General features: G+C 65.4%; 11 protein-coding genes. 2 read left to right on the top strand and 9 right to left on the bottom strand.

Annotated elements, in window-relative coordinates:
* The first annotated feature begins 4 nt into the window (after positions 1-4).
* Entirely contained in the window at positions 5-913 is a 909-nt protein-coding gene (locus tag FJ414_RS14800; RefSeq protein WP_140645112.1) for a LysR family transcriptional regulator, read from the top strand.
* Positions 914-919: 6 nt separating this feature from the next.
* On the opposite strand, the gene FJ414_RS14795 is transcribed toward FJ414_RS14800, so the two are convergent.
* The 9 genes from FJ414_RS14795 to FJ414_RS14755 form a co-directional block, all read right to left on the bottom strand.
* Positions 920-2,953 (bottom strand): ABC transporter ATP-binding protein, encoded by a 2,034-nt coding sequence (locus FJ414_RS14795; RefSeq protein WP_140645111.1) that lies wholly within the window; start codon positions 2,951-2,953, stop codon positions 920-922.
* Entirely contained in the window at positions 2,946-3,827 is an 882-nt protein-coding gene (locus FJ414_RS14790; protein WP_140645110.1) for an ABC transporter permease, read from the bottom strand. The genes FJ414_RS14795 and FJ414_RS14790 overlap by 8 nt, the downstream gene beginning before the upstream one ends.
* On the bottom strand, positions 3,824-4,714 hold the full coding sequence (locus tag FJ414_RS14785; protein WP_246672030.1) for an ABC transporter permease: 891 nt from the start codon (positions 4,712-4,714) through the stop codon (positions 3,824-3,826). Before FJ414_RS14785 ends, FJ414_RS14790 begins: the two co-directional genes overlap by 4 nt.
* A 56-nt stretch (positions 4,715-4,770) precedes the next feature.
* Positions 4,771-7,143: a molybdopterin guanine dinucleotide-containing S/N-oxide reductase gene (locus tag FJ414_RS14780; protein WP_140645108.1), complete on the bottom strand. Its 2,373-nt coding sequence runs from the start codon at positions 7,141-7,143 to the stop codon at positions 4,771-4,773.
* Positions 7,144-7,262: 119 nt separating this feature from the next.
* On the bottom strand, positions 7,263-8,924 hold the full coding sequence (locus FJ414_RS14775; protein WP_140645107.1) for an ABC transporter substrate-binding protein: 1,662 nt from the start codon (positions 8,922-8,924) through the stop codon (positions 7,263-7,265).
* 237 nt (positions 8,925-9,161) lie between these two features.
* Positions 9,162-10,346 carry a mandelate racemase/muconate lactonizing enzyme family protein gene (locus tag FJ414_RS14770; protein ID WP_140645106.1) on the bottom strand — a complete coding sequence of 395 codons (1,185 nt, stop codon included), beginning with the start codon at positions 10,344-10,346 and terminating at the stop codon, positions 9,162-9,164.
* 1 nt (position 10,347) lies between these two features.
* Positions 10,348-11,451: a mandelate racemase/muconate lactonizing enzyme family protein gene (locus tag FJ414_RS14765; RefSeq protein WP_140645105.1), complete on the bottom strand. Its 1,104-nt coding sequence runs from the start codon at positions 11,449-11,451 to the stop codon at positions 10,348-10,350.
* Positions 11,452-11,477: 26 nt separating this feature from the next.
* Positions 11,478-12,167 (bottom strand): GntR family transcriptional regulator, encoded by a 690-nt coding sequence (locus tag FJ414_RS14760; protein WP_140645104.1) that lies wholly within the window; start codon positions 12,165-12,167, stop codon positions 11,478-11,480.
* A 97-nt stretch (positions 12,168-12,264) separates the two neighbouring features.
* Positions 12,265-13,056: a 2OG-Fe(II) oxygenase gene (locus FJ414_RS14755; RefSeq protein ID WP_246672399.1), complete on the bottom strand. Its 792-nt coding sequence runs from the start codon at positions 13,054-13,056 to the stop codon at positions 12,265-12,267.
* A 98-nt stretch (positions 13,057-13,154) separates the two neighbouring features.
* On the opposite strand from FJ414_RS14755, the gene FJ414_RS14750 reads away from it, so the two are divergent.
* Entirely contained in the window at positions 13,155-14,048 is an 894-nt protein-coding gene (locus FJ414_RS14750; protein ID WP_140645103.1) for a LysR substrate-binding domain-containing protein, read from the top strand.
* Positions 14,049-14,154 lie beyond the last annotated feature (106 nt).

Genomic DNA, 14,154 nt, shown 5'->3' with positions numbered 1-14,154 from the left:
AACCATGGACACTGAGAATCTGCGCAGTTTCCTGGAGGTCGCGGCGCATGGCAGCTTCACCGTCGCCGCTCATCGGCTGAACCTCGCCCAGTCCACCGTCAGCGCGCGCATTCGCGGCCTCGAGGAACAGTTGGGTCGCAAGCTGTTCGTTCGCGATAGTGACGGCGTCACGCTGTCGCCGGCCGGCCGGCAGTTCCTGCCGCATGCCTCGACGATCACCCGCACCTGGGAGCAATCGCGCCAGGACATCGCCGTTCCCGATGGCTACGAGACATTGCTGAGGCTGACCGCGCCCGCCTACCTCTGGGACAGCATCACTTCGCCCTGGATCGCCTGGATGCGCGCGAAGCGGCCGAATGTGGCGCTCAGGCTGGAAGGCAGTTTCCCGGATCTGGCGGTCGACCAGATCGCCGAGGGCTTGCTCGACATCTGCATCCTCTATCTGCCGAAGCCGCATCCGGGCATCGTCTATGAGACCTTGGCCGTCGACCAGGTGGTTCTCGTCCAGCACGCCGAGCAGCCAGGATCGTGGACCGACAACTACATCCTGATGGACTGGGGGCTGGAGTTCCGTATCGAGCACGACCGTGCCTTTGCCGGGATGGTGAAGCCGGCGATCTCGGCCGGGCTGGTGTTCATCGGCCTGCAGCACGTCCTGTCGCAGAAGGCGGCCGCTTACTTGCCGCTCAGCGCGGTCAGCTCGCATATCGAGCGCGGCGAGTTGAAGCGCGTGGAGGGCACGCCGGTGTTCCAGCGCCCGATCTATCTTGCCTATCCCGCCAATCCGGCATCGTCCGATGCTCTCGACATTGCGCTGAAAGGCCTCCGCATGCTGGTAAGGGACTGGTCGAACGCAAGCGGCTTTGCCGAGGGCGACCGCGCCCTCAGCATGGCGGATGTGCCGGTGCCCTGATTGCCGTCAGGCCGTCTCCACGGTCTTTGACCTCTGCAGCCGTGCCAATTCCGCGAAGGGGATATGGCAGCGGATCGTGTGGCCTGGCTGGGCCTCGGTGAGGTCAGGCTCCTGCGTCTCGCAGATGGCGCCGATCTTGCGTGGGCAGCGCGTATGGAAGACGCAGCCCGTCGGCGGGTTGGCCGCGCTTGGGATCTCGCCGTCGAGACGGATGCGCGAGCTCTCGGTGCGGTCGAGTTTTGGAACCGCCGACAGCAGCGCTTCGGTGTAGGGATGGTGCGGGCCGGAAAAGACCGCCTCCGACGGCCCGAACTCCATGATGCGGCCAAGATAGAGCACGGCGATCTTGTCGGAGAGATAGCGCACCACGCCAAGGTCGTGCGAGATGAAGATGTAGCTAACATCCTGCCTCGACTGCAGGTCGGCCAGAAGGTTGAGGATCGCCGCCTGCACCGAGACGTCGAGCGCCGAGGTCGGCTCGTCGCACACGACGATGCGCGGATCGCCGGCGAAGGCGCGCGCGATCGCCACGCGCTGCTTCAGCCCGCCCGACAACTGGCGCGGCTTGACCGCGAGATGCCGGTCGGTGAGCCGCACCGAGCGGACGAGCTCTTCCAGGCGTGTATCCAGCGTCTTGCCGCTGAGCCCGCCCAGCCGCTTCAGGGCTCGGCTCAATATATGCCGGATCGAATGCGAGCGGTTGAGCGCCGAGTCCGGATTCTGGAAGACGATCTGCACTGCCTTGACCTGGTCTTCCGAGCGGCTGGCGAGCCGCGGCGCCAACTGCTTGCCCTCGAGCTCGATCGAGCCGCCGTCGTCCGGTGCGACGAGGCCGAGCAGGAGCCTGGCGAAGGTGGTCTTGCCGCTGCCGGATTCGCCGACCAGGCCAAGGGTCTCGCCGGGCCTCAGGCTGACCGAGACGTCCTTCACCGCCCGCAGCGGGCGACCGTGGCTGGCATAGGTCTTGTTCAGCCCCTCGACCTGCAGCACCGGCGGCGCCTGCTTCGGCGGGATGGCAGCGATCTCGGCGGGCGTGGCGCGCGGCAGCGACTGCGCCTGGTCGTGATAGTGGCAGCGCGACAGGCGGCGATCGCCGAGCTCGTAGAGCGGCGGCGGCTCGGCGCGGCAGCGTTCGGTGGCCAAAGCGCAGCGGTCGGCGAAGGCGCAGCCCGTGATGGTGGCGCCGATGCCGGGCAGGAAGCCCGGAATGGTGTCGAGCCGGCCCTGGTCCTTGCGCTGGCCGCCGCGCGGCAGGCAGCGCAGCAGCGCCACCGTGTAAGGATGGCGCGGATCGTTGAAGACGTCCTTGGTCGAGCCTTCCTCGACCAGCATGCCGGCATAGAGCACGCCGACGCGGTCGCACATGTTGGAGACGACGGCGAGGTTGTGGCTGATGAACAGGATCGAGGCCGACAGCTCGCGCCGCAACTGCCCGATCAGGTCGAGCACTTCCGCTTCGACCGTGGCGTCGAGGCCTGTCGTCGGCTCGTCGAGGATCAGCATCGAGGGGTCGTTGGCCAAGGCCATGGCGATCGCCACGCGCTGCTGCATGCCGCCGGAAAGCTGATGCGGATAGCGCTGCATGACGCTGGCCGGATCGGAGATGCGCACCCGGTTCAGCATGGCGAGCGCCTTGTCTTGCGCCGCCTGTCCGGTGACGCCGGTAAGCTCGAAAATCTCGGTCAGCTGGCGGCCGATGCGCAGCGACGGGTTCAGCGCCTTGCCGGGATCCTGGTAGACCATCGACACGCTGTCCGCGCGGGCGCGCCTGAGCGCTTCCGCGTCGAGCTTCATCACATCCTTGCCGTCGAGCGCGATCGAGCCGCCGGTGATGGAGCCGTTGCGCGGCAGATAGCGCACCACCGAAAGTGCCACGGTGGATTTGCCGCAGCCGGATTCACCGACCAGCCCGTAGGCTTCGCCGGCCCCGATGGTCAGGTTGACGTTGCGCAGCACCGCCCGGTTGCGGCGGCCGACGCGATAGGCGACCGAAAGGTCCTTCAGCTCGAGCGCGTTGGCGGCTTGGCTAGGCTCAGTCATTGAACGCTCCATGCACGCCGTCGGCCACCAGGTTGACGCCGATCACCAGCGAGGCGATGGCCAGGGCATCGAACAGCACCGTCCACCAGAAGCCGCCGCCGATCATGCCGTAATTGGAGGAAATCGACAGGCCCCAGTCGGGCGAGGGCGGCTGGATGCCGAAGCCCATGAAGGAAAGCGTGGCCACCGCGAAGATGGCGTAGCCCAGCCGCACCGTCGTCTCGACCAGGATCGGCGGGATGACGTTGGGCAGGATCTCGACGAACATGGTGTGCAGCGCGCCCTCGTGGCGCAGCTTTGCCGCGGCCACATAGTCGAGCTCGCGTTCGGCCAGCACCGCCGAGCGCACGGTGCGGGCGATGATCGGCGCGAAGCTCAGGCCGATGACGACGATGACGGTGATCTTGGACGTGCCGAGCGCGACGATGGCGAGCAGCGCGATGATGACCACCGGGATCGCCATGAAGGCTTCGAGCACGCGGCTGACGATGTCGTCGACGATGCCGCGGAAATAGCCGATGACGAGGCCGAGCGCGGTGCCGGCGATGGTCGCAAGGATGGTGGCCAGCGGCGCCACCGTCAGGATGTCGCGCGAGCCGACGATGACGCGCGAGAACACGTCGCGGCCGAGCTGGTCGGTGCCGAACCAGTGATCGGCCGCCGGCGGCGTGAGGGCGTTGATGATGTCGCTTGCCAGCGGGTCGTAGGGGACGAAGTGCTGGCCGAACAGCGCGCAGACGACCCAGAACAACAGGATGAAAAGCCCGGTCAGGAAGGTGCCGGACCTGGAGAGCGAATGCAGCACTTCGCCCCAAGGGCTGCGCTGTGCGGTGTCGGGCGTCGGCAGGCTGACAGGTGTATCTGTCGCGCTCATTGCTCTGCTCCCAGCCGGATGCGCGGATTGAGCACGGAATAGAGAAAGTCGGCGATCAAGGTCGCCACCGCATAGACGATGCCGATGGTGAGGATGCCGGCTTCGAGCATCGGGAAGTCCTTGCCGCGCGCGGCGGTGAAGATCAGCGAGCCGATGCCCTGGTAGCGGAACAGCGTCTCGATCACGACCAGGCCGCCGATGAGATAGCCGGTCTGGGTGGCGATCACCGTGATGGTCGGCAACAGCGCGTTGCGCAGCACATGGCGCCAGATCACCGTGCGCCACGGCAGGCCCTTGAGAACCGCGGTGCGCGTATAGTCGGAATCGAGCGCCTCGATCATGCCGGAGCGCGCCATGCGCGCGATATAGCCGAACAGCACCAAAAACAGCGGCAGCGAGGGCAGGATCAGGTAGTAGAGCTGGGTGAAGAAGCCGGCGCCTTTCGGCCAGGCGGCGGCGATCGGCAGCCAGCGCAGCCACACCCCGAAGATCAGGATCAGGATGATGCCGGTGACGAATTCCGGCAGTACCGTGACCGACAGGCCGCCGAGGCTGATGATGCGGTCGAGCGGCCGGTTGAAATTGAGCGCGGCGATCACCCCGCCCAGGATGCCGATCGGCACCACCAGCACGAAGGCGACCAGCGCCAGCTTCATCGAATTGCCCAAGGCATCGACGACGAACGGCGCCACCGGCGCGCGGAAGACATAGGAGGTGCCCATGTCGCCGTGGAGAAAATTCCAGATCCAGCTGCCATATTGGACGAGCAGCGGCCGGTCGACGCCGAGCGAATGGTTCAGCGCATCCACCGCGCGCTGGTCGGCGAACGGCCCCAGAATGGCCCGCCCGACATTGCCAGGCAGCACCTGGCCGCCAAGAAACACCATGACGCTGAGCAGGAACAGCGTGACGAGCGACAGTGCCAGGCGCCGGACGAGGAAAGCTAGAATGGCAGCGTCTCCTTACAAAAGACCTTTGCGCCAGCCGAGCCGGATGCATCGGACAAGCTCATAGTGGCAGGCGGATCGAAGGCTGTCACGGGCGGAACGGCTCCCGTAAACCGCGACACCTGAACCAGCGTCGAATTGCAGGTCGGCGATTGCGCAAGCCGCGACGTGCCGCGATCGGGCGTCAGCACATTCGGATTGCCGTGCTTTTCGAGGCCCTCCGGCTCGCCCGGCCGGGCCGGATCGAACCAGGCGCCGGTCGGCAACTGCACCACGCCGGGGATCAGATTGTCGGTGAGCACGGCGCCGGCGAGGCACGATCCGCGATCGTTGAAAACTTTGACCACCGCGCCGTCCACGATGCCGCGTGCCGTCGCGTCCTCGCGATTGATCAGCAGCGGCGCGCGGCCCGCGACCTTGTTCGCCCGGCTGACTGACCCATGGTCGTACTGGCTGTGCAGCTTGTCGGCCGGCTGCGGCGACAAGAGATGCAGCGGAAAATTCTCCGCCAGGCCGGCATTGCCCAGCCACTCCCGCGGCTCGCGCCATACGGCGTGGCCGGGGCAGTCGTCATAGCCGAACGACTCGACCGTCGCCGAGAAAAGCTCGATGCGTCCGGACGGCGTCGCCAAGGGATGCCGCTCCGGATCGGCCCGGAAGGCGCCAAGGAAGGTCTGCGACGTCACCGAGCGCGCAAGCTCGGCATGGCCGTCCTGCCAGAACCGGTCGAAGGGCGGCATCTTCACACCGGCCGCGCCGGCATTCTCCACGGCTTGGCCGTAGAGATACCGGATCCATTCGTCGGCGCCGCGCCCTTCGGTGAAGGCATCGCTCGTGCCGAGCCGCACTGCCAAATCGGCGAAGATGGCAAAATCGTCGCGCGCCTCTTCGAACGGCTCGATCGCCTGCTTCATGGCGACGATCAGGTTTTCACGGTTCGAGAAGGCGAGGTCGTTGCGCTCCAGCGCTGTCGTCACCGGCAGCACGATGTCGGCATGACGCGCCGTCGCCGTCCAGAATTGCTCGTTGACGATCACCGTCTCGGGCCGCCGCCAGGCCTCGACCAGTCGGTTGAGATCCTGGTGGTGGTGGAACGGATTGCCGCCGGCCCAGTAGACGAGCCTGATGTCGGGATAGGTCAGCGCAGCGCCGTTGAAGTCGAACGATCCGCCTGGATTGAGCAGCATGTCGGCCATGCGCGCGACAGGGATGAAATGCGCCACGGCATTCTTGCCCTGCGGCACCGAAGGCCAGCGGAATCCCATCTCTGGCCTGCCGGCGCCGTTGGTCGAGGAATAGCCGAAGCCGATGCCGCCGCCCGGCAGTCCGATCTGGCCGAGCAGCGCGGCAAGCGTGATCGCCGCCCAATAGGGCTGCTCGCCATGATCGGCGCGCTGCAGCGACCAGCTGACCATCAGCATAGTGCGCTTGGCGGCCATCTCCCCGGCGAGTGCTTCGATCGTCGCCGCGTCGACGCCACTGAGTTTCGCCGCCCAGGCCGGATCCTTCGGCTGGCCGTCGCTTTCGCCCATGAGATAGGCGCGCACGATGACGAAGCCGGTGCAATAGCGTGCGAGGAACGCTTCGTCGTGCAGACCCTTGCCGATCAGCGCATGGCAAAGCGCCAGCATCACGGCGGTGTCGCTGTTCGGCCGCAGCGGCAGCCATTCGGTGTCGACGCCGCGCGGCGCGTCGTCGCGCACCGGCGAGACATTGATCAACCGTGCGCCATTGGCGACGGCGTTGCGCAAGGCCGCCGACGCCTCGTGCCGCGCCGAGCCGCCGCCCTGCACCTGCGTGTTGCGCCATGGCAGCCCGCCGAAGGCGACGATCAGCTTGGCATGTTCTTCGATTCCGTCCCAGGTGGTGTGGTTGCCGGTCAGCGCGTCGGTGCTGCCCAGCACATGCGGCAGGATCATCTCGGCCGCGCCATAGGAATAACTCAGCACCGAGCCGGTATAGCCGCCGATCGTGTTGAGGAAGCGGTGGACCTGGCCCTGCGCATGGTGGAAGCGCCCGGCGCTCGCCCATCCATACGAGCCCGCATAGATCGCGCTGTTGCCATGCGTCGAGCGAACGCGCTCCAGCTCAGCCGCCACGATGTCCAGCGCGATTTCCCAGGACACTTCCACGAAGGGCTCGTCGCTTCGCCGGCTTGCCGGGCTGGACCTGTCTCCCCCCAGCCAGCCGCGCCTGATGGCCGGGCGGGCGACGCGCAGCTCGCCTTGCACCGTGCCGAGCATCGATCGGCCGATCGGCGACGGATCGGGATCGCCGCTCCACGGCTCGACGCCGACGAGCCGGCCGTTCTCGGCGCGGATCTCGTACGTCCCCCAATGCATGGTGGTGAGCAGGGTTGCGGTTCCCATGGGACGCATCATCCAGCCACGACGGTCGGGGCAGGGTGCCTTGTCGCCCTGCTCCGACCGGCCGCGAACCGCCAGCCCCCTTCGAGACTGGCGGTGCGGGATCTATGCTTGCCTCATGCTCAGCCTTTCGACGCCTTCTCGAGGAACAACTGCGACATGGCGGTGGGCTGCACGCCCGCCACGCCTTTCGCCGTCGCCGTCAGGTAGTCGTAGAAATAACCGAAGATGACCGGCGTTTCCTCGAGCAGCAGCTTCTGGATCTTGCCGGCGGTGGCCTTCTGCGCCTCGAGGTCGAGGGCCGCGATATAGCTCGCCGCCATCTGGTCGTAGTCCTTGTTCTTGAAGTGGGCGGCATTCCAGGTGCCGTCGCTCTTCAAGGGTGCCGCCAGATAGACGTTGGGCACGCCGCGGTGGCCGTAATCGGTGATGCCCATCGCCGAATCCAGCCAGTTCGACTTGCCGAACACGGCATCGCCATAATAGGCGCTCTGGTCCAAGATGTTGAGCTCAAGCTCGATGCCAATTTCCTTGACCCAGTTCTGGATGAGCTGGGCGTATTCCGGGATTTCCAGATAGCGCTCGGTGGTGAGCGTCATCTTGAAGCCCTGGCCGGCGCCCGCCGCTTCCATCAGTTGCTTGGCCTGGGCGATGTCCTGCTTGCGTTGCGGCACGCTGGTGTCGGTCGAAGGGTAGACAGGGGCGAATGGGCTATCGTTGCCGAGTGCCGAACGCCCTTTCATCAGGCCGGCGGCGAGCTTTTCACGGTCGAGGCAGAGCGCGATGGCGCGGCGCACGCGAGCGTCCTTGGTCGGGCCCTCGTCGCAATGCATATGCAGCTGCTGATGCGCGGACGACTTCAGGCTGATGACGTCGACATTCGGATCGTTCAGCACCGCGACGCCCGCCAGCACCGGCATCTGGTTGATGATGTCGATCTGGCCGCCCTGCAGCGCCAGGATCTGCGGCTGGATGTCGGTGAAGAAGGTGAATTCGGTGCGGTCCGGCAGAGCCTTTTCGCCCCAGTAATCGTCGTTGCGCACGAAGGAGGCGCCGACCTTGGGCGTGTATTTTTCGAGCTTGAACGGCCCGGTGCCGTCGAAGCTCTGCTCGTAGCCGCCCTTGTAGCTCGCCGGGATGATGACGGCGTTGTAGTTGTCGGAGGACAGCATGTAGGGGAAGTTGCCGTTCGGCGCATCGAGGTGGAATTCGACGGTGTAGTCATCGACCTTCTTCGAGGCGCCCTTCTGCAGGATACCTGTGAATACCGACAGCGCGTTGGACGAGTTTGCCGGATCGGCGAGCCGGTCGATGCTGGCCACCACGTCGTCGGCCTTCATCTCGCCGCCCGAGTGGAATTTCACGCCCTTGCGCAGCTTGAAGGTCCACACCGTGCCGTCGGTGTTCGGCGACCAGCTTTCCGCCAGTGCCGGCTTCAGAACGAGGTCCGGACCGTCGACGCAGAGGAATTCCGCGACCTGTTGCATGACGAGCAGGCCACCGGCGTCGGCGATGGTGACCGGGTCGATCGCCGCTGCCGGCACGCTGCTGCCGACGCGGATGGTGGCGCCGGGCGCGCCGGCGCGAGCGAGCGAGGGTGCCGCGCCGAAGCCGGCGGCCATGCCGATGCGGCCGAGCAGCGGCAGCGACAGGCCGAGCAGGCTGCCGTGGCGCACGAATTCGCGGCGGCTGATGCGGCCGTCGATCAGCCCGTCGATGAGGTGGTTTTCGAGTGGCGTCCGGCCGCGCCGGATCAGATCGAGAATGCGATAGTTCTTGCTCATGGGTCTAAGCCCTTTCCCCAGTTGTTATGGTTGGCGGGTGCATTCCAGTAGACGAGTTCCGTGGAGTTCTCCGGTCCAGGCACTCGGTATCGGTCGATGTACAGTAGCATGCGGTTCCGACCGGTCCATCCGCTCCTTGGGGCGGAAAAGTCAGATTTTCTTGATGGATTGTCTATCGGCCAGGCGCCCCGTGGCCGCCCTTTTTTCGATAAGTCCTGTTTGCTTTTCGACATCCTCCTAATTCAGCGGCAATCTGCGGTAGGTCCCGGGCTTTTCCGGGTCGTGATATTTGTTGCAGGGGCCGTTTTCGACGAAGTCGCGATGGCAGGCGGCAAGCCCTTCCCGCGACAGCGTGACCCCGAGGCCGTGGCCTTCAGGCACCCGTACGACGTTGTTTTTCGGCGCGAACGGGCCTTCCTCGATGATGTCCATCGGCTGCATGCGAAACAGCGACTGGTTGGGCTCCCTGATCCAGCCGAGCGCGGCGCACAGATGCAGGTAGCAGGCGCTGCCGATGCCGGTGTCGCCGCTGTAGCACCAGTAATCGATGCCGGCGTGCTCGCAGGCACCGACGAAGCGCAGCATCCGGTTTATGCCGCCATGCGCCGTCGGGTTGCCGACGAAGGCGTCAGGAACCTTCAGCTCAATGGCGCGGGCAATGTCGATGTTGTGGGTCGAGAACGGGATCGAGGTGTGGCGGCGAAGCTCGCGCATCTCCTCGATGGTCGCCACCGGATCCTCCCAGTTGCGCACGCCGAGCTCTTCCAGCGGCCGCGCCAACTGCCTGGCGGTCGCCAGCGAATAGGCCTGGTTGGAATCGATGCGGATCATCGCATCGTCGCCAAGCTTCTTGCGGATGAGCTCGACCATCTTCAGCGAAACCTTCGGATCGTGCGTCGAGAACTTGCCCTCGAAGAAGGTCGTGCCGTGGCGCTCGTTGAGTTCGACGCAGTAGTCGGCGACTTCTTCCGGCGTCTTCTCGCCTTTCACCTTGGCTCCATCGCCGCGCAGCGAAAAATAGTCGGTGAAGGGAATGTCCTTGCGCACCGCGCCGCAGAGCAACTGATAGAGCGGCTGCTTCCAGGCCTTGCCGCGCAGGTCCCACAGCGCCATCTCGATGGCGCCGAAGGCCATGATGCGGATGCGGTCGTTGGTCGATTGCACGCCGCTCCAGAAGGGCAGGCAGACTTCCTCCGCTCCGGCGATGTCGAAGGCGTCGCGCCCGCCAAGCCTCGGCGCCAGCACGTCATTGATGACGGCGGCCGCGCCTGGCGTCGGCGCCTCGCCGATGCCGACAAGTCCGTCCTCGGTCTCGACCTCGACGATGGTCGGCGAGAAGCCGTCGAGCTCGCCGAAGACCCAGACATAAGGGGCCTCCAGCCTGTAATTGATGGGTGTTGCCTTGACGCGCCTGATCTTCATTTCAGCCGATCTCGAAGAAGGGTTCGCCGAGCAGGCCCGGGTCTACGTCGATGCCGAGGCCGGGGCCGTCGGGAATGCCCATATGGCTGCCGGTCACCGGCGGTGCATTCCTGGCCGTGCGCACCTTCACCCATTCGTGAAAGGCGATCGCATGCAGCCGGCGCTCTTGCGGTGTCGACAGCGACAGATGCGCCATGGCCGCGGTGTCGATCTCGGCGCCTCCCGTATCCTCGACCGTGATCATGAAGCCGAGATCGACAGCGACGTCGCGGATCAGCCTTGTCTGCGTCACCCCGCCCAAGCGCGAAATCTTCAGCGTCAAACCGTCGGCGGCACCCCTGCGGTGGATCTCCAGCATCTCGCCCAGCGAAGTGACGGATTCGTCCAGCACCATCGGCTTGTCGAGCATGCGGCGCACCGACATGTTCTCCTCGATGGTCGTGCAGGGCTGCTCGAACGTGTAGTCGATGCCGCGCGTGGCGTCGGCGAACTGCCGCGCCTGGTAAGGCGTCCAGCCGGCATTGGCGTCGCAGAAGATCACCGTGCCCTTCGGCACGGCGGCGGCCACCGCCGCGACCCGCTCGATGTCGTCATGCACATTGCCGCCGACCTTGACCTGCAGGCGCCGGCACCCTTCGGCGATGATCCGCTTGGCCAGCGCCGCCATCTGGTCGAGCGTGCCGTGGGTGACGACCCGGTAGGTCTCCGCCATGTCGCTCTCGCGCCCGCCGAGCATCGTCACCAGAGGCACGTCGGCCGCACGGGCGGCCAGATCCCAGCACGCCATGTTGAGCGCGGACTTGATGTAGGGATGGCCCTTGAACACCGTGTCCATCAGCCGGCCGATGCCGGCCAGCCCGCGCGGATCCTGGCCGATGAGATGCGGCGCGATCTCCGGCACGCCCGTGCGTGTTCCCGCCGGAAACGCGGCCGAATAGAAATTGCCGAGCGGCGCCATCTCGCCCCATCCGGTCACGCCGCTGTCCGACGTGATGGCGACGATCACCGCGTCGAAGCAGTCGGCAACGCGCCCCTTGGACATGCGGTAAGGTCCGTCCACGAAGGGCTGGACGACATGATAGGCCTTGATGCTCTTGATCTTCATGTTCGTGTCCGTTGTCCGTACGTCTGTCAGTTCTTCGATGCGCGCTTTTCGAGGCCGCGCGCATAGGCAAGAAGCTCTTCGAAATCGAGGCCGATATGCTCGCGCGCATGGCGTTGGGCGGCGCGCATGTCCGAGCCCTTCATCAGCGCCACATAGGTTTCGTGCACATCCTCGGCCGGCACCGGCTCGTTGCGGGCGCGCTGGTGCAGGGCGAAATACATCTGCAGCCGGCTGGTCAAGCGCTGCCAGGTCTCCAGCAGCACCGAATTGTCGGCCCATTCGTAGATCAGCCCGTGCAGCTGCAGCGCCGTCTCGATCTGGCGCGTGGTGTCCTTCGCCCGCGTCGCCTGCTTCACCGCTTCATGGCGGCGGTCGAGCTCGTCGAAGAAGCGCTGGTCGCGCTGCGGCCAGGTCTTCTCGATGGCGAACTCGTCCAGCACCTGGTTCAGGGAATAGGCGTCGACGATATCCTTGGCGGTGACCTCGATGACGAAGGTTCCGGCATAGGGGATGCTGGTCAGGATGCCTTCCTGCACCAGCTCGCGCATCGCCTCGCGCAATGGCGCGCGGCTCACCCGCATCTGTTCGGAAATCCTGAGCTCATTGAGCTTTTGCCCCGGTTCCAGCTGTCCGGTCAGGATGGCGCGCCTCAGCAAGGCGACGATCTCCGCCCTGCGCGTCGTATCCGCGATCGGACTGAAATCCGGCTTCGCCATGTGTCGACTCCCGAGAGGAACTTCTGCAAGACAAGCAGATTGTCGACAATCTAACAAGAGCCGATCTCCGTGAATTCCGGATTTTTGAACCGGCAGCTCAAGCCGCTCGCCCGTAGAAGCCGATCCGCTCCTCATCGGTGAACATGACGCCAGGACGTTCGTAATAGGAAAACACCGCGATCATGCGCTCGCGATTGCCTTCGACGGTGGTCACGCGGTGCGCGGTGTTCTTGCCGCGGAAGACGTTGAGCGTGCCGGCATTGATGCGCAGGATCTTGGCTTCGGGATCGCGTCCCTCGAGCAGCTTGGCCACGCCGTCATAGTTCGGGTTGTCGTCCGAGCGCAGGTCGGTGCGGTATTCGAAGTCGCCGCCGACCTCCGGGGCTTGTAGCAACAACGTCGTGGTGAATTCCGAGCGGTCGAAATGCCAGTTGAGCGCTTCGCCGGCGCGGTAGCCCATGACATTGGCGCGGGCCAGCGGATCCTGCATGACATGCAATTGCGGCTTGTCCATCGTCGCCGCCAGGAATCGCGCCAGCGGCGCGTATTCGTAGATTGAAAGCACCGTGCTGCCGGGAATCTGGTCGGCGCAGACCGTATGGCTGATCGTCTCGACCTTGCGCAGCGCCGGATGGTCCGGCGAAAGCTCCGGGATCGTCGGCTTGAAATAGATATTGTGCATGCGCCTGTGGACATGCGAGCGCGTGTCCATTACCGGCCGGATCTCGGCGACCGCCTTTTCGGCAATGCCCGGGCGCAGGAACCCTTCCAGATTGAACATGCCGTTTGCCGCCAGCGCGGCCTTGGACTCGTCCACCAGCCGCTGCCATTCGGCACTGCCCTCGCGGTCGAGCGGGTAGCGGTCCAAGTCGAGAATGTTTTCGATCATAGCGTCCTCCGAAATCTGAGGTCACTACACCGCAAGGAAATCTTTGCAGCAACGCGGAAAATTGTTAGGCTCTCCCAAGAAAAACTTTCGAGGGAAACGTGGACAAGCTTCCGCCATTGAATGCGATGAGGACTTTCGAGGTCGCCGCGCGCGCCGGCAGCTTCACGCTCGCCGCAAGCGAGCTCGGTGTGTCGTCGGCCGCGGTCAGCCAGCAGATCCGCAACCTGGAAGACTGGTTCGGCAAGCAGCTTTTCATGCGCAACGGCAACCGCATCGCGCTGACCGATGCCGGCCACGCTATCTATCCGCAGACGGCGCACGCACTGGGCGAGATCGCGGCGGTCGGCCGGCGCATGCTGGAAGGCGGCTTGCGCACGCGCCTCGTGGTGAGCGTGCCGTTCTCGCTCGCCGAGCTGTGGCTGGCGCCGAGGCTCGCGGTGCTGCTCGACAATTTTCCGCGGATGGCGATCGATGTCCGGGTCGAGGACGATCCCGTCGACGTGGTGCGCCAGAACATCGACCTGCGCATCTCTTATGGCGACTACCACTATCCGGCACTGAAGATGGTGCGGCTCGTTCATGACGAGGTCCTGCCGGTCGCCGCGCCCGAGTTCTGGCAGCGTCACGGCAACGGGGCCGCCAGCTTGGCGGACGTGCATGAGAGCCACATCATCCACACCAATTGGGGGCCGAACTATGCCTCGCACCCGAGCTGGGCGGACTGGTTCGCCGCCGTCGGCGGCAGCCGCGCGCCGGACCCTTCGCATGGCCGCCGCGTCGGCCTGTCCAGCCTGGCGATCGGCGCGGCGCGGCTGGGGTTGGGGGTAGCCCTGGGACAAAGGGTGATGGCGAATGCCGATCTTGAGGCGGGCCGATTGATCGCCCTGTCGTCCGTCTCGGTTCGTCTCGGCCAGCCTTATTGCGCCTTCATGCTGCCGGCGAAGGCGGAACGCGCGGATATTACCGGATTGGTCGCGCTGCTTGGCAAGTAATTCCACTAAGCCGCGCACGGAGCCAGCGTCGGGAGCCGCCTGAACCTCATAGCAAAAACGGCGCCCTCGACGTGGGTGTCGAGGGCGCCGTCGGACCGGAAACTGA

This window comes from Mesorhizobium sp. B3-1-6, from assembly GCF_006439555.1.
Classification (GTDB): Bacteria; Pseudomonadota; Alphaproteobacteria; order Rhizobiales; family Rhizobiaceae; genus Mesorhizobium.
This window is presented reverse-complemented; position numbering and strand designations above follow the sequence as displayed.

Excerpts from the sequence above, each read along its gene's own strand:
- FJ414_RS14760 (WP_140645104.1), bottom strand. The coding sequence starts at position 12,167 with ATGGCGAAGCCGGATTTCAGTCCGATCGCGGATACGACGCGCAGGGCG.
- FJ414_RS14795 (WP_140645111.1), bottom strand. The coding sequence starts at position 2,953 with ATGACTGAGCCTAGCCAAGCCGCCAACGCGCTCGAGCTGAAGGACCTT.
- FJ414_RS14765 (WP_140645105.1), bottom strand. The coding sequence starts at position 11,451 with ATGAAGATCAAGAGCATCAAGGCCTATCATGTCGTCCAGCCCTTCGTG.
- FJ414_RS14770 (WP_140645106.1), bottom strand. The coding sequence starts at position 10,346 with ATGAAGATCAGGCGCGTCAAGGCAACACCCATCAATTACAGGCTGGAG.
- FJ414_RS14755 (WP_246672399.1), bottom strand. The coding sequence starts at position 13,056 with ATGATCGAAAACATTCTCGACTTGGACCGCTACCCGCTCGACCGCGAG.
- FJ414_RS14785 (WP_246672030.1), bottom strand. The coding sequence starts at position 4,714 with ATGGTGTTTCTTGGCGGCCAGGTGCTGCCTGGCAATGTCGGGCGGGCC.
- FJ414_RS14775 (WP_140645107.1), bottom strand. The coding sequence starts at position 8,924 with ATGAGCAAGAACTATCGCATTCTCGATCTGATCCGGCGCGGCCGGACG.
- FJ414_RS14800 (WP_140645112.1), top strand. The coding sequence starts at position 5 with ATGGACACTGAGAATCTGCGCAGTTTCCTGGAGGTCGCGGCGCATGGC.
- FJ414_RS14790 (WP_140645110.1), bottom strand. The coding sequence starts at position 3,827 with ATGAGCGCGACAGATACACCTGTCAGCCTGCCGACGCCCGACACCGCA.
- FJ414_RS14780 (WP_140645108.1), bottom strand. The coding sequence starts at position 7,143 with ATGGGAACCGCAACCCTGCTCACCACCATGCATTGGGGGACGTACGAG.